The sequence below is a fragment of the Microbacterium sp. ZKA21 genome (assembly GCF_050434165.1).
In the GTDB taxonomy this organism is placed as follows: Bacteria; Actinomycetota; Actinomycetes; order Actinomycetales; family Microbacteriaceae; genus Microbacterium.
Map to the genome: position 1 here is coordinate 64309 of NZ_JBNPVV010000008.1, position 22599 is coordinate 86907.

Annotated in this window: 21 protein-coding genes; 7 read left to right on the forward strand and 14 right to left on the reverse strand. The window is 69.1% G+C overall.

Annotated features, from left to right (window positions below):
- Positions 1-177 precede the first annotated feature (177 nt).
- From M2317_RS15550 to purM, 4 genes are all read right to left on the reverse strand, one after another.
- On the reverse strand, positions 178-1095 hold the full coding sequence (locus M2317_RS15550) for an aldo/keto reductase (protein WP_429461691.1): 918 nt from the start codon (positions 1093-1095) through the stop codon (positions 178-180).
- 85 nt (positions 1096-1180) lie between these two features.
- Positions 1181-2485 (reverse strand): MFS transporter, encoded by a 1305-nt coding sequence (locus tag M2317_RS15555; protein ID WP_429461693.1) that lies wholly within the window; start codon positions 2483-2485, stop codon positions 1181-1183.
- A gap of 8 nt (positions 2486-2493) precedes the next feature.
- Positions 2494-3966 (reverse strand): amidophosphoribosyltransferase, encoded by a 1473-nt coding sequence (gene purF / locus M2317_RS15560; protein ID WP_429461694.1) that lies wholly within the window; start codon positions 3964-3966, stop codon positions 2494-2496.
- A 6-nt stretch (positions 3967-3972) separates the two neighbouring features.
- Positions 3973-5088 carry a phosphoribosylformylglycinamidine cyclo-ligase gene (gene purM, locus M2317_RS15565; RefSeq protein WP_429461696.1) on the reverse strand — a complete coding sequence of 372 codons (1116 nt, stop codon included), beginning with the start codon at positions 5086-5088 and terminating at the stop codon, positions 3973-3975.
- A gap of 77 nt (positions 5089-5165) precedes the next feature.
- On the opposite strand from purM, the gene M2317_RS15570 reads away from it, so the two are divergent.
- A complete protein-coding gene (locus M2317_RS15570) occupies positions 5166-5771 on the forward strand; it encodes a zinc-binding alcohol dehydrogenase (RefSeq protein WP_429461698.1) in 606 nt (201 codons plus the stop codon).
- 3 nt (positions 5772-5774) lie between these two features.
- Here the strand turns inward: M2317_RS15570 and M2317_RS15575 are convergent, their stop codons facing one another.
- The 4 genes from M2317_RS15575 to M2317_RS15590 all read right to left on the reverse strand — a co-directional run bounded on the left by M2317_RS15575 (position 5775) and on the right by M2317_RS15590 (position 8779).
- Entirely contained in the window at positions 5775-6098 is a 324-nt protein-coding gene (locus M2317_RS15575; protein ID WP_429461699.1) for a potassium transporter Trk, read from the reverse strand.
- A gap of 48 nt (positions 6099-6146) precedes the next feature.
- The gene (locus M2317_RS15580; protein ID WP_429461700.1) at positions 6147-6515 is read right to left on the reverse strand and encodes a sterol carrier family protein; all 369 of its coding nucleotides are present in this window, start codon (positions 6513-6515) and stop codon (positions 6147-6149) included.
- 90 nt (positions 6516-6605) lie between these two features.
- A complete protein-coding gene (locus M2317_RS15585; protein ID WP_429461702.1) occupies positions 6606-8318 on the reverse strand; it encodes a hypothetical protein in 1713 nt (570 codons plus the stop codon).
- A complete protein-coding gene (locus M2317_RS15590) occupies positions 8315-8779 on the reverse strand; it encodes a hypothetical protein (RefSeq protein WP_429461703.1) in 465 nt (154 codons plus the stop codon). Before M2317_RS15590 ends, M2317_RS15585 begins: the two co-directional genes overlap by 4 nt.
- A gap of 56 nt (positions 8780-8835) precedes the next feature.
- Between M2317_RS15590 and M2317_RS15595 the strand changes: the two genes are divergently transcribed.
- A complete protein-coding gene (locus tag M2317_RS15595) occupies positions 8836-9516 on the forward strand; it encodes an NUDIX hydrolase (protein WP_429461705.1) in 681 nt (226 codons plus the stop codon).
- Positions 9517-9553: 37 nt separating this feature from the next.
- Positions 9554-10831, forward strand: coding sequence for a phosphoribosylamine--glycine ligase (purD, locus tag M2317_RS15600; RefSeq protein ID WP_429461707.1), 1278 nt, complete (start codon positions 9554-9556; stop codon positions 10829-10831).
- 135 nt (positions 10832-10966) lie between these two features.
- Here the strand turns inward: purD and M2317_RS15605 are convergent, their stop codons facing one another.
- Genes M2317_RS15605 through M2317_RS15615 form a run of 3 tightly spaced genes read right to left on the reverse strand, consistent with a single transcriptional unit; the run spans position 10967 to position 14767 of the window.
- Positions 10967-12145, reverse strand: coding sequence for an ROK family transcriptional regulator (locus M2317_RS15605; RefSeq protein ID WP_429461709.1), 1179 nt, complete (start codon positions 12143-12145; stop codon positions 10967-10969).
- Between the two features lie 55 nt (positions 12146-12200).
- Positions 12201-13229 (reverse strand): ABC transporter permease, encoded by a 1029-nt coding sequence (locus M2317_RS15610; RefSeq protein ID WP_429461962.1) that lies wholly within the window; start codon positions 13227-13229, stop codon positions 12201-12203.
- A 53-nt stretch (positions 13230-13282) separates the two neighbouring features.
- Positions 13283-14767, reverse strand: coding sequence for a sugar ABC transporter ATP-binding protein (locus M2317_RS15615; protein ID WP_429461964.1), 1485 nt, complete (start codon positions 14765-14767; stop codon positions 13283-13285).
- A 301-nt stretch (positions 14768-15068) separates the two neighbouring features.
- On the opposite strand from M2317_RS15615, the gene M2317_RS15620 reads away from it, so the two are divergent.
- Both M2317_RS15620 and M2317_RS15625 read left to right on the forward strand, forming a co-directional pair.
- A complete protein-coding gene (locus M2317_RS15620) occupies positions 15069-16121 on the forward strand; it encodes a substrate-binding domain-containing protein (protein ID WP_429461711.1) in 1053 nt (350 codons plus the stop codon).
- Positions 16122-16177: 56 nt separating this feature from the next.
- Entirely contained in the window at positions 16178-17341 is a 1164-nt protein-coding gene (locus tag M2317_RS15625) for a Gfo/Idh/MocA family protein (protein ID WP_429461713.1), read from the forward strand.
- Positions 17342-17464: 123 nt separating this feature from the next.
- Here M2317_RS15625 and M2317_RS15630 read toward each other — a convergent pair whose 3' ends face one another.
- The 3 genes from M2317_RS15630 to M2317_RS15640 form a co-directional block, all read right to left on the reverse strand.
- Positions 17465-17995, reverse strand: a complete 531-nt coding sequence (locus tag M2317_RS15630; RefSeq protein WP_429461715.1) for a GNAT family N-acetyltransferase — start codon at positions 17993-17995, stop codon at positions 17465-17467.
- Between the two features lie 46 nt (positions 17996-18041).
- Positions 18042-19460, reverse strand: a complete 1419-nt coding sequence (locus tag M2317_RS15635) for an MFS transporter (RefSeq protein WP_429461965.1) — start codon at positions 19458-19460, stop codon at positions 18042-18044.
- A gap of 125 nt (positions 19461-19585) precedes the next feature.
- Positions 19586-20143 carry a GNAT family N-acetyltransferase gene (locus tag M2317_RS15640; RefSeq protein WP_429461717.1) on the reverse strand — a complete coding sequence of 186 codons (558 nt, stop codon included), beginning with the start codon at positions 20141-20143 and terminating at the stop codon, positions 19586-19588.
- Between the two features lie 60 nt (positions 20144-20203).
- Between M2317_RS15640 and M2317_RS15645 the strand changes: the two genes are divergently transcribed.
- Together M2317_RS15645 and M2317_RS15650 are read left to right on the forward strand one after the other, a co-directional pair.
- The gene (locus M2317_RS15645; RefSeq protein ID WP_429461967.1) at positions 20204-21055 is read left to right on the forward strand and encodes a phosphoribosylaminoimidazolesuccinocarboxamide synthase; all 852 of its coding nucleotides are present in this window, start codon (positions 20204-20206) and stop codon (positions 21053-21055) included.
- An 81-nt stretch (positions 21056-21136) separates the two neighbouring features.
- Complete coding sequence (locus M2317_RS15650; protein WP_429461718.1) at positions 21137-22477, forward strand: uracil-xanthine permease family protein; 1341 nt, start codon at positions 21137-21139, stop codon at positions 22475-22477.
- Positions 22478-22599: the final 122 nt, after the last annotated feature.

Genomic DNA, 22599 nt, shown 5'->3' on the forward strand with positions numbered 1-22599 from the left:
TGCGCGGAATCACACTCGCGGTGATGCGCCCAAGACCGGCTCCGCCATTATGTACCGCTGCGGAACAAATAGTCAATTCGCGTGCTCCGCAGGCCGATCCGCGGGTCGGAAGATGCGAAAGGAACCGCGAGAGGCGTCGCCTCCCGCGGTTCCCGTGATCGCCGGCTGAGCCGCGGCTCAGGCGTAGCGGCTGTCGTCGATCGGAGACGGTGCGGGTCCGAGCGCGTCCACTTCAGCCCAGAGCGCGTCGGGGATGGGCGTGTCGACGAGCTCGTCGGACTGCGCACGCCGCCCCGGCCTCGCGACCCCGACGACGGTCGAATCCACGAGAGGCGAACGCAGCGAGTACTGCAGGGCGACCGCGGCCAGTGGGACCGCGTGCGCGGCGCACACGCCCTCCAGCCGCTCCACCCAGGCGAGCAGGTCGGCCGGCGCGGGGCTGTAGTTGTACAGCGCGCTGCCTCGTGCACCGGTCACCAGCAGACCGGATCCGAAAGGAGCGGCGTTGAAGACCACCATTCCCCGCTGCCGCGCGTCGGCGAACACCGTCGCCGCCGACTGATCGACCAGGGTGAAGCGGTTGTGTATCAGCACGGCGTCGAAGACACCGGTTGCGACGTAGCGCGCCATGAGCGGCACGGGCGCCGCGGCCACACCGATGGCATCCACGCGTCCGGAGTCGCGCAGCTCGATCAAGCCGGCGACGGCTCCCTGCGGCCCCATCGCCTCGTCAAAAGTCACCGTGTACGGATCGTGCAGGTGCAGCAACGGCAGTCGCTGCACACCGAGTCGCGCCGTCGTCTCGTCGAAGGAACGCAGCACCCGGTCGCGATCGAACACTCCCGTGTCGGGCTCGCAGTCGACCTTGGAGATGACCTTCCCCGCCGAACCCGCACCGATCCGATCGATGGCGAGTCCGAGAACGGCCTCCGACCGTCCACCCGCGTAGTTGTTGGACGTGTCGACGAAGCCGTGGCTGCTGGTGAGCAGATCGATCGCGGTCGCGATCGCCTGCTCCTCCTCGGGCGAGCCCGGTTCCGTTCCGCGGCCGAGGCCGGAGGTACCGAGAGTGAGCGGAGTGACGGTGAGAGGCATGGCATCCGTTTCGTGTCGCAGGTCGAACTCGAACCTATCAATGACCCCGCGGCCAGGCACGCCATCCGTGGACGCACCCCGCTGCTCACCAGCGACCGTGCCTCAGCTCCCACTCGTCCTCGACCGTACGGCGACGTGCCGCGATGAGGCCGAACGGGATCACGACCACCACCACGGCCGCCAGCAGGAGGAGCGGCGCCGTCCAGGCATCCGTCGCATCGTGCAGCGTACCGACGAGGAACGGGAACGCGGCAGCCAGGAGGTACCCGATGCTCTGCACGAAGCTGCTCAGCCCGACCGCGCTCTCGGACGTGCGGGCGCGGATGCTGATGAGCACGAGCGCCAGCGGGAACATCATCGGCAGCAGCCCGAACAGCGCGACCCAGATCCACACGGTCACCGCGTTCGCGAAGAGCAGCAGCCCGGCGAGGCCGATGAGGCCGCTCACCGCGGCGACGAGGAAGATCGCCCTGGTCGCCTGGAACCGCACCACGAGCACCGGCACAAGCAGCGACGATGGCAGCCCCATGAAGGCGAACAGCGAGAGCAGCAGCCCCGCGGTCGTGGCATCCACGCCGGCGACACCCGTCACGATGCTCGGCAGCCAGGCGAACGAGACGTACGCCATGGTCGACGAGGTGCCGAACACGATCGCGATCGACCAGGCGAGCGGCAGCCGTGCGAGCCGTGCGAACACGCGCGCACCGGTCGGAGCGATCTGAATCGGGCCGGTGGCGAGCGCGACAGGGTCGAGTCGTCCGTCGGCATCCGCCGTCGACGGAGCCGACACGGCATCCGGCACGGCATCCGGCACCACCGTGCGGGCACGCACGAGCATGACGATCCAGGGGATGAGACCGGCGAGCGCGAACACGCTCCACAGCCCGAGCGAGAGCCGCCAGCTCGCGGCATCCGCGACGGGAACCGCGATCAGCGGAGGCACGAACGTCGACACGGACATCACGGTCGTGTAGAGCGTCATCATGAGCCCGAGCAGATCGGGGAAGTACTTCTTCACCAGCGGCGGAACGAGGATGTTGCCCATGCCGACGCCCGCGAAGATCAGCGCGGTCGTCAGCATCAGCGTCACCGCGTCGACAGACAGCGCGCGCAGCAGGAGGCCGACGGTGATCGCGGAGAGCGCGATGAGCATGACGCGCTCCAGCCCGAGACGTCGTTCCAGCGACGGCGTGGCCAGTCCGAAGATCGCGAAGCACACCGGCGGCGCCGTGCCGATGAGCCCGACCACGGTCGACGACAGCGGGAAGTCCGCCGCGATCAGGTCGATCAGCGGAGACAACGAGGCGACCGCGGAGCGCAGCGAGAAGGCGCACAGCACGATGCCGAGGACGGCGAGCGCCCGTCCGCGCCAGAGCGGACGTGCACTCACACCGGGATTCACGACGTCTGCGTGCTTTCCACCCAGCTGAGGTACTCGTCCGAGACGGTTCCCGTGACGTACTGGCCATCGAACGGGCTGAGGTCGAGCTCGGTCAGCGCCGAACCCTCGGTGATCGCCGCCTTGAGGTCCTCGACCTCCTGGTAGACCAGGTGGTCGCAGCCCAGCGCCTCGGCGATCTCGGGGATCGTGCGTCCGTACGCGACCAGTTCATGACGCGACGGCATGTTGATGCCGTAGACGTGCGGATGCCGGATGGGCGGAGCCGCGGACGCGAAGGTCACCGACAGCGCACCGGCATCCCGTGCCATCTGGATGATCTGCTTGCTGGTGGTGCCCCGGACGATCGAGTCGTCGATGAGCAGGACGTTCTTGCCCTGGAACTCGGTCGACATCGCGTTCAGCTTCTGCCGGACGCTCTTCTTTCGCACCGCCTGGCCGGGCATGATGAAGGTGCGGCCGACGTAGCGGTTCTTGTAGAACCCCTCGCGGTACTCGATGCCGAGTTTGCGGGCGACCTCCATGGCCGCCGGGCGCGAAGAGTCCGGGATCGGCATGACGACGTCGATCTCGTCGAGCGGGACGTGCTTGGCGATGGTGTCGGCGAGCTTGTCCCCCATGCGCAGACGCGACTCGTACACCGAGATGCCGTTCATGATCGAGTCGGGTCGGGCGAGGTAGACGTATTCGAACGCGCACGGGGCGAGCTGGGTCGCGGGGGCGCACTGGCGTGTGAAGAGCTCGCCCTCGCTCGTGATGAACACGGCCTCACCGGGTTCGACGTCGCGGACGACCTCGTAGTCGCCGTTCTCGAGCACGAGCGATTCGCTCGCGACGACCCACTCGTCTCGTCCCTCGGCACCGGGGACCGTCGACGGGCGCTTGCCCAGGATGAGAGGACGGATGCCGAAGGGATCGCGGAACGCCAGCAGACCGTATCCGGCGATCACGGCGATCACGGCATAGGCGCCCTCGATGCGCTCGTGCGTGCGGGCGACGGCTTCGAAGATGCGCTCGGGGTCGAGATCGACCAGCGACGTGGTCTCCTGCAGTTCGCCTGCGAGCACGTTCAGCAGGAGCTCGGTGTCGCTCGAGGAGTTCAGGTGGCGACGGTAGCGGTGCGCCATGTCGGCGGTGAGCTCGCGCGTGTTGGTGAGGTTGCCGTTGTGGATGAGGATGATGCCGTACGGCGCGTTCACGTAGAACGGCTGAGCCTCCTCCTCGCTCGAGGCGGTGCCCTTCGTGGCATAGCGGACGTGGCCGAGGCCGACGTTGCCGAGGAGGGACCGCATGTCACGCGTGCGGAACGCCTCGCGCACCATGCCGGAGGCCTTGGCCATGTGCATGACGCCGGTCGACTCCGCCGTGGCGATGCCTGTGGCGTCCTGCCCCCGGTGCTGCAACAGCAGCAGAGCGTCGTAGATGTCCTGGTTGACCGGGGCGTTCCCGACGATTCCGACAATGCCGCACATGGGGTGTTACTTCGCTCCGTCCGCGTATGCGCCGACCAGGCGCACAGCTCCGCCGTCGACGCCCTTGGCGCCCTGTTCGAATTCTCCGGCCGGGCGTGCGCCGGTGGAGACCGTCGCGACCTGCCAGGCCGGGATGCCGTCGCCGGCGAGCGCGCTGATCGCGGCATCCTTCTGTCCCGCGTCGACGACCGCGAGGAAGCCGATGCCGAGGTTCCAGGTGCCCTCCGCCGACTCCAGCGTCGAGCCGGCGATGTCGCTGAGCACGCGGAAGACGGGGCTCGGCGACCAGGTCGAGCGGTCGACCTCGGCCCAGCTACCCACGGGGAGCACACGCGCGAGGTTGGCGGCGATGCCGCCACCGGTGACGTGGCTGAGCGCGTGCACCGCCCCACCGATGGTCTCGATCAGACGCAGCAGCGGCAGGGTGTACAGGCGGGTCGGCTCGAGGAGCACCTCGCCCCACGTGGTGCCGAAGTCGGCGGCGTTGTCGCCGTAGCCGATGCCTGCGCCGGCGACGATGTGCCGCACGAGCGAATAGCCGTTGGAGTGCAGCCCGCTGGAACCCAGCGCCAGCACGACGTCGCCGTTCTCGACGCGCTCAGCGCCCAGCACGGCATCCGCTTCGACGATGCCGGTGGCGGCACCTGCGACGTCGTAGTCGCGGGGGCCGAGGAGTCCGGGGTGCTCCGCGGTCTCGCCGCCGACGAGCGCGGTGCCGGTGGCCTTGGCACCGTCGGCGATGCCGCGGACGATGTCCGCGATGCGCTCGGGCACCACCTTGCCGCAGGCGATGTAGTCGGTCATGAAGAGCGGCTTCGCGCCCACCACGACGATGTCGTCGACGACCATGCCGACGAGGTCCTGGCCGATCGTGTCGTGCTTGTCGATGGCCTGCGCGATCGCGACCTTCGTGCCGACGCCGTCGGTGCTCGTCGCGAGCAACGGCTTGCGATAGCTCAGCAGCGCCGACGCGTCGAAGAGGCCGGCGAATCCGCCGACACCGCCGAGCACTTCGGGGCCGTGCGTCGCGCGCACGGACGACTTCATGAGTTCGACGGCGAGATCACCGGCAGCGGTGTCGACACCGGCTTCGGCATAGGGATTGGTGGGAGAGGCAGCCACCCCTCAAGACTACCGCCGCGGACGGGCCGGGGAATCCGCGGATGCCCCGGGACTCCGAGTCCTCCTACGATGGGTCTATGTCCGAGAAGCCGCAATGGCTCATTCGCGAGGATGCGAGCGTCCCGGTGCTCGTCGCGCTCGCCCTGCGCCAGGAGCTGGGCATCCGCGTCCCGGAGGATCTGCCCGTGCTGCGCGACCTGACGGTGCGCGCTCCGGATGCCGTGGATGCCACGCCCGCGCTCGAGGAGCAGTGGCGGGCCTACTGGGACATGACGGTCGAGCCGCGTGCGCACCCGGCATCCGTTCCGCTCGAGCTGGTGGACGGATTCGACACCCTGGTGGCCCTCCCCCAGGCCGGTGCGGAAGAGCTGCGCACGGCGATCGCGCCGCACGCAGCGGCGGCGCTGACGTATGCGCGCGACGCGCACCGCCGGTACTCGGACACCATGCGCAACTCGACGGGCGGCGATGCCTATCGGGCGTATGCATCCGCGATCGCCGAGTTCGAGCGCGACATCGGGCGCCGCGCGCACTCGTTCGAATTGAACGTGCAGGTGCTGCCGTTCTCGCAGCGCGGGATCTGGTGGATCGGGGCGCTCACGGTCGCGGTGACGGACGGTCTGCGGCGGGATGTCGTGGCGTTCGACACCGCGATCCGGCCGGTGATCGCCGAACTCGCCTGAGGCTCAGGCGGTCTCGTCGTCGGTGGTCACCGTCTCGTGGTCGACCCGCACGACGCGGTCGTGGCGCCGCGCGGTGCGCTCGAGGACGAGCGCCGTGACGCCGCCGAGTGCGAGGCCGATCGGCACCGTCCACAGCAGGGCGAAGCCGAACACCTGGCCGGGAGGGTAGACGACGCCCAGCGCCGCGGACTCCTCGTAGCTGCCGACCATCGTGATGATCCCGGCCGCGATGACGCCGAGGACGATGCCGAGGCCCATGAACACACCGAACCGCGGCACGCGCCGGACGGTCGCCTCGACGGTCTCGTGGGAATCGGTGGAGTTCATGCCTCTATTCTCCCACCGTGCGGCTGTGCGCGTGCCCGCGTGCGGTTCTCACGGCCGCAGCGGCAGCAGGTCGGCGAGATCCGCCCGGATGCCGGAAGCGCTCACCCGTCCGGATGCCGCGGCATCCGCCCAGCGCTCTTGCCCGGTGGCGACGGCGATCCAGGTGGCGGCGTCCATCTCGACGACGTTCGGCGGCGTTCCGCGCGTATGCCGCGGCCCCTGCACGACCTGCACCGCGCCGAACGGCGGCACGCGCACCTCGACGCTGTTGCCAGGAGCCTTCTCGTCGAGCAGCTGCAGCAGGTACCGCACCGCGGTGGCGAGATCGGTGCGGGCGGGGGCCGTGCCCGTACCGTGCGCGGCACCGACGGCGGCGAGCGCCGCCCGCCCCGCCACGATGTCGATCTTCCGCGCCATGGTTCCCACTCTAGATTCGCGAGACTTCTTCTGCCCGGTGACACGTGCCCTGGCAGGTTCGGTCTCACCCCGCAGCACAAGTCTCGCGAGCTACGTCGAGGGGTCGCGCACGAGCCGGACGAAGCGCACGACCAGGTCGTCCGCTCCGTCGGCCAGCGAGATCCGCAGCCGGGCCGCCTCGCCCGAGACGGCGCCGTCCGGCAGCGCGACGGTCGCCGTGCGCCACGCACCGCTGCCGATGCGGTCGACCTGGGCCGACGCCCCGGCATCCGTGTCGATCGTGAACGAGCCGGATCCGGCGTCGAGGTAGGTCACCTTGAGCACCGTGTCACCGGTCGTGGATGCCGCGAATCCAGGGTCCACCTCCAGCACGAAACCCGTGTCACCGGCGGCGGTCTTCGTCGTCAGCCCTTCGTGGGCCGTGCCGTTCTCGGCTTCGACCTCGCCCGCATGGACATCGGCGTCGGTGCGGTGGGCGACCGAACCCGGTTCATCCACCTGGACGAGCCAGCGTTCGAGGTTGCGCACCCAGGGCTGAGCGTCCCATTCGCGCGGGAAGTCCTCGTCCGACCAGAAGGTGTCCTCGGCGTCGCGGAACGCCGCCCAGGCGTCGGCCGAGGTCTCGGCCGTCGCCCCGAGCGAGAGCCGCGTCCAGTCCCAGTGCTCCGGATGCTCGGCGAGATACGAATCCTCCGGCACGACGTACAGCCAGTTCACGCGCAGCTGCAGCGCCTTCAGATTCGCCTGGCGGACCGCGTAGTACGGGTCCCTCGTCGCGTACCCGCAGGCGTCGAAGCACTCGTTCTCGGTCGCGACGATCCGATTCCCGGCGTGGATCGGCAGCGATTCGTCGACCACGAGATGGCCGTCCGGCTGCACGGCGGAGCCGAAAGCGGGCGCTTCGCTCAGGTGGAAGTTCGACACCTCGGTGATGCCGTTGCGGATGCCGAGACCGTCCTCGACGGCATCTGCGGCGAGCAGGTCGTCGGCCGAACCGAACGGCCCCCAGGGGTAGTCCTCGCCGGTGAAGACGAGCTTGTCGGCGTTCGCGCCGAACAGGTCGACGAGGTCGGTCCAGGCGTGGTCGTACCAGTCGAGGTAGGTCCGCTCGTCGAGATCGCCGGCGTCCACGGCATCCGACACGATGTCGTAGTCGAACTCGGCCCAGTCGAACGCGCCTGGCACATAGACGAAGCGCAGGCGCGGATCGTCGGCGAGGCCGAGGTCGACGAAGACCGCACGATAGGTGTCGAGCAGATGGTCCCACACGCAGGCGTCCCAGATCGGCAGATGCTCCTGGCCGTCGTCGTCAGGACCATGGGTCGAAACACCGCAGGTCTCGGCGACCCAGTCCGGGGCCCACGTCTCGCCGCTCGCGAACAGCCGCATCCAGAAGTCGCCGGGCTCGGCGAGCTGGTCGTCCAGGGAAGCGAGGTCCATGCCCTGCGCCTCCCCGGTCGCCGCACGTTCGACGGGCCCGCCCTCGGTCGGCTGCAGTTGCGCCCACGTCACGTCGACCGCGTGCACGAGGACCTGGTCGACCTCGCTCGTCTCCTCGGAGAAGAATCCGGAGTTCTGCGCGGGACGGACGGATGCCGGGAGGCTCCAGTCGTCGCCGTCGACGATCGTGACGCCCGAAGGTCCGGCATCCACGAAGTCCGCTCGGGGTCCGACGTCGGCGCTCACGTCGAGCGGCGCGCCGGTGGGCAGCGGATCGGAAGTCGGTGCGCACCCGACGAGCGCCACGGCCAGGACTCCACCGGCCACGAGCATCCGAGCGGTGCGCGCGGCTGTCCGCGTCATTGCTCATCGCCGAGGACCACGACCGACCACGCACCGAGCCCGTACTCGCTCGTGCTGGTCGCATCGACGCGGAGCGCATCTTCGAGGGCGTGGGTCAGGAGATGCGGGCTGTCCGCGCAGACGAGGTCGTCGGCCCCGGTGCTGCGCGTCTCGGCTGCTCCGCGCACTTCGACGCTGACACTCATCCTCTCCTCGCCGAAGCACGAGAACTCCACAGCCGTGACGTTCACCGCCGATGCGAAGTCGACCGCGATGCCCTCGGCGTCCTCGGCCGACGGGGACGACGACGCGATCGTCGGAGCCCCGGCCATGGTGGCGAGCGAGTCCGGGCGATCGGATGCGCTCTGCTCCTGCATCCAGCTGCTCACGGCGTCCGCGTCCGGCGGCTCCGGGGTCGACTGGCACCCGGCCAGGCCCAGTGCGACGGCAGTGAGGGCGACGACGAACGACAGGCGCTTCATGCAGCGAGCCTAACCGCGCACGACCAGGTGTCGGCGCCGCGTCGTAGGCTCGGAGAATGACCGATCCGCAGCATCCCGAGGGGGCGCGCGCCCAGCTGCTGGCGGCGACGGCGGCACACGACTGGGGCGGCCCGTTCCCCCGGCTCGCCGACCCCGACGCCGCTCGCGAGGCGGCGGTGCTCATCCTGTTCGGCGTGCTCGACAGCATCCCGTCGCCGATTCCGGATGCCGCGGTCGCCCGCGACCTCGACGTCCTGCTGCAGCGGCGAGCGCCCACGCTCTCCTCCCACCCCGGCCAGGTGTCCTTTCCCGGTGGCGGGCGCGAGGACGCCGATGCGGATGCCGCGGCGACCGCCCTGCGCGAAGCGGAAGAGGAGACCGGGCTCGATCCGGCCGGTGTCGAGGTGCTCGCGACGCTGCCCGAGATCCCCTTGGCGGCGAGCAATCATCGGGTCACGCCTGTGCTGGGCTGGTGGCGTCGGCCTTCCGATGTCGCCGCCGTCGATCACGCCGAAACGGTCGAAGTGTTCCGGGTCCCGGTGGCGCAGCTCCTGGATCCGCAGACGCGGTTCACGTCGGTCATCGAACGCGGCAGCATGCGCTTCAGCGGGCCGGCGTTCGACGTCGACGGCACGATCGTGTGGGGCTTCACCGCCATGGTGCTGGATGGGCTCTTCGAGGCCTGCGGCTGGAACGTCCCGTGGAATCGCGGCGACGAGCGACCGGTCACGGTCTGACCGAAACGCGGCCGGCCCGGCTCGGTAGGCTGGAGGGGTGAAGATCCTCGTCCTCGGTTCCGGTGCCCGTGAGCACGCGATCATCCTCGCCCTCCGGGCGGAGAGCGCGGAGCATGAGATCTTCGCCGCCCCCGGCAATGCCGGCATCGCGCAGGATGCGAGCCTCGTGTCTCTCGATCCGCTCGACGGCGCCGCGGTCACGTCGTTCGCGAACACGCACGCGATCGACCTCGTCGTGATCGGCCCCGAGGCGCCCCTGGTCGCGGGTGTCGCCGATGTGCTGCGCGAGCGCGGCATCCCGGTGTTCGGCCCCGGCAAGGCTGCCGCGCAGCTCGAGGGCTCGAAGGCGTTCTCCAAGCGGATCATGGATGCCGCCGGCGTCCCGACCGGCCGCGCCGTGCGCGCGGCGACGATCGCCGATGTCGAAACCGCGCTCGACGAGTTCGGCGCGCCCCACGTCGTGAAGGCCGATGGGCTGGCCGCGGGCAAGGGAGTCATCGTGACCTCCGACCGCGCCGAGGCGCTCGCGCACGCCGCGCACTACCTGCCCGAGGGCCCGGTGCTCGTGGAGGAGTTCCTCTCCGGCCCCGAGGTCTCGCTCTTCTTCCTCAGCGACGGCGACACCGTGCGCGCTCTGAGCCCGGCGCAGGACTTCAAGCGCGCGTACGACGGCGACGAAGGTCCCAACACCGGCGGCATGGGCGCGTACACCCCGCTGCCCTGGTTGGCCGAGCAGTTCGGCAGCGAAGCGGACTTCGTCTCGCTCGTCACCGAGCAGGTCGCCCTTCCGGTCATCCGGCAGTTGGATGCCGAGGGCACGCCGTTCATCGGGCTGCTGTATGCGGGGCTCATCCTCACCTCCTCCGGCGTGCGCGTCATCGAGTTCAACGCCCGGTTCGGCGACCCCGAGACGCAGGTCGTGCTGCCGCGCCTGGTGACGCCGCTGTCCGGGCTGCTGTTCGCCGCAGCATCCGGAACCCTCGAGGACCAGCCGCAGCCGGAGTTCTCGGATGACGTGGCGATCACCGTCGTCCTCGCGAGCGAGGGATACCCGGAGGCACCGCAGACCGGTCGGCCGATCGAAGGACTGGCCGACGCGGCATCCGTCGACGGAGTGCGGATCGTGCACGCCGCGACCGCAGGACCGGACGCCCCCGGCGGTGACCTCCTGGCCACCGGCGGCCGGGTGCTGAACGTCGTCGCGACGGCATCCGATTTCGCCACCGCGCGCGCTGCGGCCTACGACGCGATCGGGCGGATCACGCTCGAGGGTGCGCACTTCCGCACGGACATCGCGGCGCGCGTCGCCGAGTAACTCCGCTCACCGCCCCGCCGCCCGGCCCGTCGGGGTTCTGCGACACTTCTCTGAGTTCGCGACAGGAACTTTGTGTCGCATCTGCAGAGAAGTGGCGCAGAAGCCGGCAGGGCCGGTGCAGGCAGGCGACAGTCGTCAGTCGGCGAGGTTGAAGCTCCGGGGCAGGATCTCGGGGCTCAGCGCATGCTCGACCGCGAGCAGACTCGCGCCCCGCACCGCGGCCTCTCCCGCCGTGACCGACTGCACGATCGCGAGATGCTCGGTCGCGAGCGGCATCGAATGCCGGTACACGACCTCGCGGACCCCGGCGATCAGGTGCTCGCCGACGCGCGCCATCGTGCCGCCGATCGTGATGACCGATGGGTTGAGCAGACTGACGGATGCCGTGAGCACCTCGCCGAGATCGCGACCCGCCTGGCGCACGGCCTGAATCGCCTCGAGGTTGCCCGCCTTGACGAGCGCGATGACGTCATCGCCGTCGGCCGCCGCGACACCGCGCTCGCTGAGCGAGCGGGCGATCGCGGGACCGGAGGCCAGTGCTTCGAGGCATCCGGTGTTCCCGCAGTGGCATGGCACGTCGGCGCCGCGTGCGACGCGCACGTGTCCGAAGTCACCGGCGATGCCCTGCGCACCGCGCAGCAGGCGTCCATCGGAGATGATGCCCGCCCCGATGCCGGTGGCGACCTTGACGAAGATGAGGTGGTCGGTGGTCGGCCAGGCTGCAGCGCGCTCCCCGAGCGCCGACACGTTGACGTCGTTGTCGACCAGCACGGGGACCTCGAGGTGCTGCTGCACCCACCCCGGCACGTCGAAGCCGTCCCACCCTGGCATGATCGGCGGCTTGGCCGGCCGCCCGGTGGCGTGCTCGACGGGCCCCGGCACGCCGACGCCGACGGCCGCGACGCGGTCGTGACTGAGACCGGCCTCGGCGATCAGCTCGGTGGCCGTTTCGGCGAGCCAGGAGAGCACGGGCTCCGGACCGAGCGATACGGCGAGCCTGCCGGTGCGCTCGGCGAGCACGGTTCCCGCCAGGTCGGTCACGGCGACGGTCGTGTGCGACGCCCCGATGTCGGCGGCGATCACGACCCGCGCCGTCGGATTCAGCGCGAACTGCGATGGGGGCCGTCCGCCCGTCGATGCCGCATCGGCCACCGGAGTGATGAGCCCCGTGCGCATGAGCTCGTCCACACGGGCGGCGACCGTCGAGCGGGCCAGGCCCGAGCTCTTCGCCAACTCGGCGCGAGTGCGCGGTTCGCCGTCGCGCAGCAGCTGGAACAGCTCTCCGACACCGGCGGTGTTGATGTTGCCTGCCATTCTCACCCTCACCGCCCGTGAATCCTGGTCATCGACCGATCACGTCAGCGCCTGTTCATTTCTGCTTCGGAACCGAGAAGTTTACGCCTCCGACTGTCATCCCCTCGCCCGGACGCGGACGGGCCCGCCCCACCCGACCGACGGCGAAGCGCTGCTGCAGCAGCACGGCGACGACGATGATCACGCCCTTCGCGACAGCCTGCGCGGAGGAGGTGAGATTATTCTGCACGAACACGTTCGACAGCGTCGCGAAGATCAGCACACCGAGCACGGTGCCGGTGATCGTGCCTCGCCCGCCCACGAGCAGCGTGCCGCCGACGACCACTGCGGCGATCACATCCAGCTCGAGCAGCGTGCCGTGCGTCGAGGTGCCTGCCGTCGTGCGTCCGAGGATCATGATGGCGGCGATCCCCACCGTCAATCCGACGAGCGCGTACAGCCACAGAGTGTGCCGCTTCACCTTGATGCCGGCAAGACGTGCGGCCTCGGGGTTTCCTCCGATCGCGACCGTGCGTCGGCCGAACGTCGTCCGGTTGAGCAGGAACCACCCGGCGATGGCGACGACGACGAAGATCCAGATGAGGATGTCGACGCCGATCAGGTCGACGTTCATGGCCTTCACGAAGTCGCGGTCGCTCAGCACGAGCGTGCGATTGTTCGCGAGGATCTCGGCGAGACCGCGGGCACCGACCATCATCGCCAGGGTCGCCATGAACGCCGCGACCTTGCCGTACGCGATCACGACTCCGTTGATGAGCCCGGCCCCCAAGCCGACGAGCAGTGCGACGATGACGATCACGATCCAGTGCGTCGAGCTCGCGATGTCCTGGATCGCCTTGAGCGACGCGACGACGGACGCGAGCGCGAGCACAGCACCCACCGACAGGTCGATGCCACCGGCGATGATGACGAACGTCATTCCGACGCTCACGACGCCGACGATCGACGCCTGCCGCAGGATCACGAGCGCATTGTCGAAGTTCAGGAAGTTCGACGACGTCGTGGCACCGACGATGATGAGCACGACCAGCGCCAGGACAAGTCCGAGGTTCCGCCCGAACGAGCCGGACAGCAGCCTGTGCATCCGCGATTCGGTTTCGACCGGGGCGCTGCCGGGCGAGGTGGGGGTCTGAACGCTCACGCGGCGACTCCTTTCATGACGAGGTCGAGCACGCCGTGCTCGTCGATCTGTGAGGCGGGAACGGTGCTGAGGACACGACCGTCGCCGATGACGAGGACCGAGTCCGACAGGCCGAGGACTTCGTCGATCTCGCTGGAGATGACGACGATGGCATGGCCGGATGCCGCGAGTCGGCGGATCAGCGCATAGATCTCGGAGCGCGCACCGATGTCGACACCGCGCGTGGGCTCATCGAGCAGCAGCACGGAGCTGCCTCGCACGAGCCAGCGTGCGAGCAGGATCTTCTGCTGGTTGCCGCCGGACAGCGTCGCCGCCGGGCGATCGGGATCGGCCGGCCGGAGCTCGAGCGCCGCGATCTGCTCCTTCGTGACGCCGCGCTCGCTGCGCTCGTCCAGCCACGGGCCCTTCGCGAAGCGGGCGAACGACGACAGCGTCACGTTCTTGAAGATCGGCTCACCGAGCACGAGGCCCTGGGATTTGCGCTCCTCCGGGCTGAGTCCGACTCCGGCGGACACGGATGCGGCGACCGATCCGCGCGGGAGCGCCTTCCCTGCGACCCTGACGGTTCCGCGTGAGGCCCGACGGGCACCGTAGATCGTCTCGATGATCTCGCTGCGCCCGGAGCCGACCAGGCCGGCGAGCCCGATGATCTCTCCCGCGCGCACCGAGAACGACACGTCCTCGAACACCCCATCCAGCGCGAGACCGTCGACCTCGAGCAGCACCGGCGCATCGGAGGCGACGGGTTCCGCCGGCGGGAAGACGTTCTGCACGGACCGTCCCGTCATGTACTTGATCAGCTCGGCAGTGGGGGTATCGGCCACGGGCAGGTTGCTCGCGACCGTCGAGCCGTCCTTCAGGACCGTGATGCGGTCGCCGATCTCGCGGATCTCCTCGAGGCGATGAGTGATGTACACGACGGCGATGCCCTGGGCCGTCACCTCCCTCACGACGGCGAACAGATTGCGCACTTCTTCGGAGTCGAGCACCGCGCTGGGCTCGTCCATGATGATGAGCTTCGTGTCGTGCGACAGGGCACGCGCCATGCTGACGATCTGCTTCTCGGCGGCGCTCAACGTGCCGACCTCGGCGTGCGGCGACATCGAACCGTGTCCGAGGCGGCGAAGCAGGGCTCGCGTCTGCTGGATGAGCTGGCGCCGCCGGGTGAACCCGAACCGATCGAACTCATGCCCGAGGAACACGTTCTCGGCGACCGTGAGTCCGTCGACGACGTCGAGCTCCTGGTACATCGTCGAGATGCCGAGTGAGATCGCGGCCTGCGGGTTCTCGATCTCGACGACATCACCCTGCCAGCGGATCTCACCGGCATCCGGCTTGTGGACCCCTGCCAGCGTCTTGATCAGCGTCGACTTGCCTGCGCCGTTCTGGCCGAGCAGGCAGTGCACCTCGCCGGGCCGCACCTCGAGCTCGACACCGCGCAGCGCGCGCACGCCGACGAAGCTCTTCTCGACACCGCGCATCTCGAGTAATGCCGAAGCATGGTCATCTTTGATCACGCGATGAACATAACACGCTCGATTGCCGAACGCGAGAGGCCAGTCGAGGGAGGCCGACTCCAGCCAGGGATCGAATCGCCCCGCCATTTCGCCGCTTTCGTCCGGCTTTTCACCATCCGACCACTTGTGCCAGTGGCTGAACAAAAGCTGTTCAAACCACGGCGGGTTCTGCTAACTTGACCCACAGCGCCGGTGCGCACCGATGGGGGTCTCGGATCCCTGCTCGCACCGCACGCATCTGCATCACATTTCAAGGAGGAAAGACATGCACGGCATGCGCAAACGCGGGCTTCGCCCGCTGATGGTCGGAGCGGCGGCGCTCTTCGCCGTCTCCCTGTTGGCCGGATGCACCAGTGACGGCACAGAGGGCGAAGAGAGCACAGGCGACCAGGGCACCACGAGCGAGGAGAACACGGCATCCGGCGACACGGTCGTCATCGGATGGTCGGGCCCTGAGGCCGACCACGGCTGGCTCGGCGCCATCAACTCGGGCGCGATCAACGCGGCGGAAGGCTTCGACGATGTCGAACTGCGCCAGGCCGAGGGCACGAACGACGCGAGCCAGCAGATCGCGGCGGTCGAGCAGTTCATCAACGAAGGCGTCGACGCGATCGTGCTCCTGCCGACGGACGGCGCGGCGCTGACCCAGGTGGCGCAGAAGGCGATGGATGCCGGCATCCCCGTCATCAACGTCGATCGCGAGTTCTCGAGCACGTTCGCGTCGCGCGCCACGATCCTCGGCGACAACTACGGCATGGGCGTCAGTGCGGGCACCTACATCTGCGAGCAGCTGGACGGTCAGAGCGACGCCGTCGTCGCCGAGATCGCCGGCATCGACTCCCTGCCGCTGACGCAGGACCGGTCGCAGGGCTTCAAGGATGCCCTGGAGGAGTGCGGCCTGGAGGTCGGCCCGCGCGTCGCCGCGGACTTCACGGTCGCCGGCGGCGAGAGCGCGACGTCGCAGCTGCTGTCGGCCAACCCGAAGATCGACGCGATCTGGAACCACGACGACGACCAGGGCGTCGGCGTTCTGGCGGCCATCGACGCGGCCGGACGCGATGAGTTCTTCATGGTCGGCGGCGCGGGCAGCGTCAACATGATGGACCACATCAAGGCCGACGACACCGTCGTCAAAGCCACCGTGATCTATCCGTCGACGCAGGCGGCCGATGGCATCGCGCTGGCACGGCTCGTCGCCCAGGGCAAGACGATGAGCGACCTCGTCACCCCCAGCGTCCCGTACCGGATCGTGCTGGATGCCCCTGTCGTGACCAAGGACAACGTCGACGAGTTCATCGATCTCGCGTTCGAGTCCTGATCCACTTGCGGGGCGAGCGCTTCGGCGCTCGCCCCGCGCTGTCCCCGGGAGGAAAGATGACCACCGAACTGCGCGTGGCGATGATCGGTCACGGATTCATGGGGGCGGCGCACTCCACCGGGTGGCGTCAGGCACCCGCTGCCTTCGACCTTCCGTCGGTCCCCCGGACGGCGGTGCTCGTCGGCCGCGATGCGCAGACGACGGCCGCGTCCGCCCTCAGTTGGGGGTGGGCGGAGACGTCCACCGATTGGCGCGCCGTCATCCACCGCGATGACATCGACGTGGTCGACATCGTCACGCCGGGTGATTCGCACGCCGAGATCGCGATCGCCGCTCTCGCCGCGGGCAAGCACGTGCTGTGCGAGAAGCCGCTCGCGAATTCGGTCCGCGAAGCCGAGGCGATGCACCAGGCCGCACGGGATGCCGCAGCCCACGGCATCCGGGCGATGGTCGGCTTCACCTATCGACGGGTGCCGGCGGTCACCCTCCTGCGCGACATGATCGCGGCGGGTCGCATCGGAACAGTCCGGCAGGTGCGCACGAGCTACCGCCAGGACTGGCTCTCCGATCCGGAATCGCCGATGACGTGGCGGCTCGACAAGGATCGCGCAGGCTCCGGCGCACTCGGCGACATCGGCGCGCACATCGTCGACATGGCGCAGTTCGTGACCGGGCAGGCGCTGACGCAGGTATCCGCCGCGCTGCAGACGATCGTCCCCGAGCGCCCGGTACTCGCCGAGGCGATCGGGCTCGGCGGCACCGCCGGTGGGGAGCGAGGGAAGGTCACGGTCGACGATCTCGCCCTGTTCCACGGGCGATTCGACTCTGGTGTGCTGGCGAGCTTCGAGGCCACCCGGTTCGCCACCGGGCGCAAGAACGCCCTCGACATCGAGATCTCCGGAGATGCCGGTGCCCTGCACTGGAACCTCGAGGACTTGAACGCCCTCGAATTCTACGACGCCACGCGTCCACCGCTCGAGCAGGGCTTCACCCGGATCCTCGTGACCGAGCCCGAGCATCCGTACCTCGAAGGATGGTGGCCGGCCGGGCACATGCTCGGGTACGAACACGGCTTCTCGCACCAGGCGAAGGACTTCATCGAAGCGATCGCGAACGGCCACGATCCGCATCCGACGTTCGCCGAGGGGCTGCACGTGCAGCGCGTGCTGGATGCCGTGGAGCGCAGCGCCTCCGCGCGTGCGGTGTGGACCGAGGTGTGAGTCCGCCGCGGTTCATCGCTCCACCCCGGGGTTTGCGACACCTCTCTGTAAATGCGCCATGTGTTTACTGTGGCAATTGCAGAGATATGCAGCAGAACCTGGTTGGCGGTGGCCCCCGAGCGGCTAGAGCTCGATCCAGTAGCGGCGCAGCCTGGGGTGTCCGGCCTCCGCGGCATCGATGACGTCTTCGAGTTCGCCGCCGGCGCCCTCGATCGTTCGGTAGGAGCCGGGGTTGTCGTCGTCGCACGTGAGCATGACGCGCTCGAACCCGTCTGCCCTCGCGATGGCGAGCACTTGGCGCAACGCGTTCTTGACGATCCCCTCACGACGACGCGACGGGATCACCGAGTAGCCGATGTGCCCGCCGAACCGGCGCAGCCAGTCGTTGAGCTCGCGCCGGAAGGCGATGAAGCCGACGACCTGATCGGCCTCGACGATCCAGAAGAAGTCGCACGGCACGTGGCCGTCCGGCAGCTGCGCGTCGGGGTCCGCGTAGCGCCGCGCCTTCTCGACGAATGCCTCGCAGGCCGCTCGGTCGGGGACGAAACCGGCCTCGTATCCGCCGCCGTCGATGTGGCCGCCGTCGAACTCGGCGACTGCGGCCGCCCAGGTCTCGAAGAGGTCGACGGTGGGGCGCACGAGTTCGATCGTCATCGCTTCAGCACACCAGATGCCACGTTCGGGCGCAAATGAGGGATGCTCAGGCGCTGATCTTGGGCCGGCCCCGCAGGAACAGCACCGCCACGACGCCGAGCAGGATGAACGCCGCCGGGAGCAGCATCGTCTGCGCCATCGCGACGCCGAACGGCTCGGCCACGGCATCCGGCAGCGCGGCGCCGCCGAAGCCGCCGGGAGCGTCGGCCGCGCCGGGAAGGTTCGCCTCGATCCGGCTCTGCATGAAGGCGGCGATCGCGGCGGACCCCAGCACAGAGCCGATCGTGCGCATCGTGTTGTAGATGCCGGCTCCGGCTCCCGCCTGTCGCGGCGGGAGGTTGCGCGTCGCCGTGGTCGCCAGAGGGCCCCACATGCCGGCGTTGCCGATGCCGAGGATCGCGGAGGGGATGAGCATCCACAGCACGTCGGTGTCGGTGTCCATCATCAGTGCGAACAGGAACAGCGATACCGAGACGAGCAGCAGACCGGGCACGAGCATGAGGCGCGGATCGATGCGATCGAGAAGCTTGCCGGCGAACGGCGACAGGAAGCCTGCCATGAGTGCCATCGGGATCATCAGCAGCGCAGACTCGGTCGGGGTGAGCCCGCGCGCGAGCTGGAGGAAGAACATCAGCGGCAGCGACTGCGCCGTCACGGTGAAGCCGACGGTGACGATCGCGATGTTCGCCCAGGAGAAGTTGCGGTCGCGGAACAGCTCCAGCGGCACGAGGGGTTCGTTCTTCGTGCGCGCCTGGTACCAGATGAACAGACCGAGGACGACGACGCCGGTGACGATCAGGCCCCACACCGAGATCGGCCCCCAGATCATGCCCCAGTCGTACGCCTCGCCCTCCTGCAGGCCGAAGACGATGAGGAAGAGGGCGATCGCGCTGAGGAAGACGCCGGGGATGTCGAAGCGGTGCGGATGCGTCTCGAGCTTGGGCACGTAGATCCACGCCAGCACGAACCCGGCGATGCCGACCGGGATGTTGATGAAGAAGATCGACTCCCAGCCGAAACCGTCAACGAGGAATCCGCCGGCCAGCGGCCCCACGAGCATCGCGACGCCTGAAGCACCGCCCCACAGCCCCATCGCGGCCCCTCGACGTTCGGGCGGGAACGTCCGGGTGATCACGGCCATGGTCTGCGGCGTCATGAACGCCGCTCCCAGCCCTTGCACGGCACGCGCCGCGATCAGGCCCTCGAGCGTCGTCGACAGGCCGCACCAGAGGGATGCCGCGGTGAACACCGCCAGGCCGATCAAGTAGATGTTCTTCGGCCCGAACCGGTCGCCGAGGCGTCCGGTGATCAGCAGCGGGACGGCGTACGCGAGCAGATACGCGCTTGTCACCCACACCACGCGGTCGAGGTTGTTCGTGTCGGGATCGAGTGCGGCTTTGATCGCCGGGTTGGCGACCGAGACGATCGTCGTGTCCACGAGGAGCATGAAGAAGCCGATGACCATCGCCCACAGGGCGGGCCACGGGCTGCGCGGCCGGTGGCCGATCGCGTACGTACCTGTGGACGATGTCTGCTCTGGGGTCACTCGGCAAAGCTACACCCGGGGTCGGACGTCGGTGCCGGCGCGGGTCACCCCAGGATCGTCCGCCGCTGCGGTTCCGTCAGCGGCCGGTCCGCATAGGCGAGCCGTACCGCCGAAGGGTTGGGATTGCCGGCATCCGGGCCCCGGTGCACCAGTGTGAGACCGAGCTTCTCGGCGACCGCGACGGAAGCGCGATTGTGCTCGACCATGAAGGCGACGACGGGTACGTCGGGCCGGACGCCGCCTGCTGCGCCGACCGCCGCGCGCGCCGTCTCGGTCGCGTAGCCGTGCCCGTGCTGGTCGGCCGAGATCCGATACCCCAAGTTCCACACGGCCGCATCTCCATGGCCGATCAGCGTGCACCCGCCGTTGCCGATGACCTCGCCGGTGTCGCGGCGCCGGATGATCCAGGACGCGAGGCCCGCGGCATCCCATCCGCTGATCCAGCGCTCGACCAGCCGTTCCGTCTTCGTACGGTCGACGTGGCGCAGACTCGGGTAGTGCTCCCACACGCGCGGATCCGAGTAGATCTCGTGGATCGCATCGATGTCGACGTCGACGGGGCGGCGCAGAATCAGGCGATCGGTGAGCATCGTGTCGTCCATCGCGTTCGAGCGTATTCGAGCGCCGACACGTTCTGGGATGATGGCCTGGTGAGCGAAGCGATGCGAATCCCCGGCTGGCGGCACGTGTACTCCGGCAAAGTCCGTGATCTGTACGCCTCGGAGGACGCCGCGGACCCGCGCATCCTCGTCGTCGCGAGCGACCGCGTCAGCGCGTTCGACTTCGTGCTCTCCCCCGGCATCCCCCAGAAGGGCGCGCTGCTGACCAGCCTGAGCCGCTGGTGGTTCGCGCAGCTGGACGACGTCCCGAACCACCTCGCCGACGGCGAGCTTCCGGCATCCGTCGCCGATCGCGCGATGCTCGCGCAGTCGCTGGAGATGCTGCCGATCGAGTGCGTCGTCCGCGGTTACATCACCGGGTCCGGATGGCTGGAGTACCAGGAGAGCGGCACCGTCTGCGGCATCCCGCTGCCGGCCGGACTCGAGAACGGCGATCGCCTGCCCGAGCCGCTGTTCACCCCCGCGTACAAGGCGCCGATGGGCGAGCACGACGAGAACATCACGTTCGAGCGGACCGTCGAGCTCGTCGGCGAGGCCCGCGCGACCGAGCTGCGCGACGCCTCGCTGCGCATCTACGCCCGCGCGGCCGAGATCGCCGAGACCAAGGGGCTGATCCTCGCCGACACCAAGTTCGAGTTCGGGACGGATGCCGAAGGCACCCTCCGCCTCGCCGACGAGGTGCTGACGAGCGACTCGTCGCGGTACTGGGATGCCGAGGCGTGGGAGACGGGCACGACGCCGTCCGAGCGCATGGCGAGTTTCGACAAGCAGATCGTGCGCGACTGGCTGGCGTCGAACTGGGACAAGCAGGGCGAGCCGCCCGCACTGCCCGAGGACATCGTCCAGCGCACCGCCGACCGCTATCGGGAGCTTCTCGAGCGGTTGACCGCGTAGGCCCGCGCTCCCAGCGAACGCCCAGGAATCGGTAGTGTTGCCCCAGCATCCCTCGCAGCCCCCGATCCCTGAGGAGCCCCCATGCCCGTGTGGAAGATCCACGGCGACGGCCGCACCGTCGCACCCGGCCAGGTCGTCAAACCCGAAGAGCGCCTGAGCTGGCCCGCGACCATCGCGATCGGCGCACAGCACGTCATCGCGATGTTCGGCGCCACCTTCCTCGTTCCGATCCTCACCGGTTTCCCGGTCTCGACCACCCTGCTGTTCTCGGGCATCGGAACCCTGCTGTTCCTGCTGCTGACGCGCAACCGCCTGCCCAGCTACCTGGGTTCGTCGTTCGCGTTCATCGCGCCGATCACCGCGGTGAACGCGGGCCAGACGCTCGAGACCGGCGCACAGATCTCGCAGGCCCTGGTCGGTGTGGCCGCGGCCGGCATCCTGCTCGCCGGGATCGGCTTCCTCGTGCAGGCCGTCGGCGCCGGCTGGATCGACAAGCTCATGCCGCCCGTCGTCGCCGGCTCGATCGTCGCGCTGATCGGCTTCAACCTGGCACCCGCGGCCTGGAACAACTTCCAGCAGCAGCCGGAGCTGGCCTCGGTGACGCTGATCGCGGTGATCCTGTTCAGCGTGCTGTTCCGCGGATTCCTCGGCCGCATCTCGATCTTCCTCGGCGTGATCGTCGGATACATCGTGGCCGCGTTCACGGGACAGGTCGACTTCTCCGCCGTCGGGGATGCCGCGTGGGTGGGCCTTCCCGACTTCCACCTCGCCGCGATCACCGACCCGGCCGCCTGGGCCCTGGTGCCGATGTTCCTGCCCGTCGTGCTCGTGCTCATCGCCGAGAACGTGGGCCACGTGCGGGGTGTGGCGACCATGACCGAGGACCCCTCGATCAACAAGCACACCGGCCGCGCGCTCATCGCGGACGGTCTCGCGACGACCATCGCCGGCGGCTTCGGCGGCTCGGGCACGACGACGTACGGCGAGAACATCGGCGTCATGGCCGCGACCCGCGTCTACTCGACCGCCGCGTACTGGGTGGCCGGCATCGTGGCGATCCTGCTCGCCTTCTCGCCCAAGGTCGGTGTCATCTTCAACACGATCCCCGCAGGCGTCCTGGGCGGCGTGACCACCGCTCTGTACGGTCTCATCGGCGTGATCGGGATCAAGATCTGGGTCGACAACCGCGTGGACTTCTCGCGCCCGGTGAACCAGTACACGGTCGCGGTGTCGTTCGTCACGGCGATCGCCGGGTTCGCGATGGGCTGGGGCAGCTTCCAGCTCGGCCCGATCGTCATCGGCACGATCGCGGCGCTGCTCATCTACCACGTGGGCAACGCCATCGCCCGCTGGCGCAAGACCGGCGCGGACGACGGCGGCCCCATCCCCGCGGTCGGCCCGCTCGGCGGCGACCCGGAGTAGCCTGCGGCCCGCGCATCGGGGCGCGCGGGCCGCGGCACACGCGGCCCGCGGCATCCGAACGGGAGGACGACCCGCGATCCGGAGGATCCGAACGGCCCTTCGGCTCCTCCGGATCGCGCATT

Coding starts and splice junctions, on each gene's coding strand:
- M2317_RS15550 (WP_429461691.1), bottom strand. CDS start 1,095: ATGCCTCTCACCGTCACTCCGCTCACTCTCGGTACCTCCGGCCTCGGC.
- purF (WP_429461694.1), bottom strand. CDS start 3,966: ATGTGCGGCATTGTCGGAATCGTCGGGAACGCCCCGGTCAACCAGGAC.
- M2317_RS15570 (WP_429461698.1), top strand. CDS start 5,166: ATGTCCGAGAAGCCGCAATGGCTCATTCGCGAGGATGCGAGCGTCCCG.
- M2317_RS15575 (WP_429461699.1), bottom strand. CDS start 6,098: ATGAACTCCACCGATTCCCACGAGACCGTCGAGGCGACCGTCCGGCGC.
- M2317_RS15580 (WP_429461700.1), bottom strand. CDS start 6,515: ATGGCGCGGAAGATCGACATCGTGGCGGGGCGGGCGGCGCTCGCCGCC.
- M2317_RS15585 (WP_429461702.1), bottom strand. CDS start 8,318: ATGACGCGGACAGCCGCGCGCACCGCTCGGATGCTCGTGGCCGGTGGA.
- M2317_RS15590 (WP_429461703.1), bottom strand. CDS start 8,779: ATGAAGCGCCTGTCGTTCGTCGTCGCCCTCACTGCCGTCGCACTGGGC.
- M2317_RS15595 (WP_429461705.1), top strand. CDS start 8,836: ATGACCGATCCGCAGCATCCCGAGGGGGCGCGCGCCCAGCTGCTGGCG.
- M2317_RS15605 (WP_429461709.1), bottom strand. CDS start 12,145: ATGGCAGGCAACATCAACACCGCCGGTGTCGGAGAGCTGTTCCAGCTG.
- M2317_RS15610 (WP_429461962.1), bottom strand. CDS start 13,229: ATGCACAGGCTGCTGTCCGGCTCGTTCGGGCGGAACCTCGGACTTGTC.
- M2317_RS15615 (WP_429461964.1), bottom strand. CDS start 14,767: ATGCGCGGTGTCGAGAAGAGCTTCGTCGGCGTGCGCGCGCTGCGCGGT.
- M2317_RS15620 (WP_429461711.1), top strand. CDS start 15,069: ATGCACGGCATGCGCAAACGCGGGCTTCGCCCGCTGATGGTCGGAGCG.
- M2317_RS15625 (WP_429461713.1), top strand. CDS start 16,178: ATGACCACCGAACTGCGCGTGGCGATGATCGGTCACGGATTCATGGGG.
- M2317_RS15630 (WP_429461715.1), bottom strand. CDS start 17,995: ATGACGATCGAACTCGTGCGCCCCACCGTCGACCTCTTCGAGACCTGG.
- M2317_RS15635 (WP_429461965.1), bottom strand. CDS start 19,460: ATGGTCATCGGCTTCTTCATGCTCCTCGTGGACACGACGATCGTCTCG.
- M2317_RS15640 (WP_429461717.1), bottom strand. CDS start 20,143: ATGGACGACACGATGCTCACCGATCGCCTGATTCTGCGCCGCCCCGTC.
- M2317_RS15645 (WP_429461967.1), top strand. CDS start 20,204: ATGCGAATCCCCGGCTGGCGGCACGTGTACTCCGGCAAAGTCCGTGAT.
- M2317_RS15650 (WP_429461718.1), top strand. CDS start 21,137: ATGCCCGTGTGGAAGATCCACGGCGACGGCCGCACCGTCGCACCCGGC.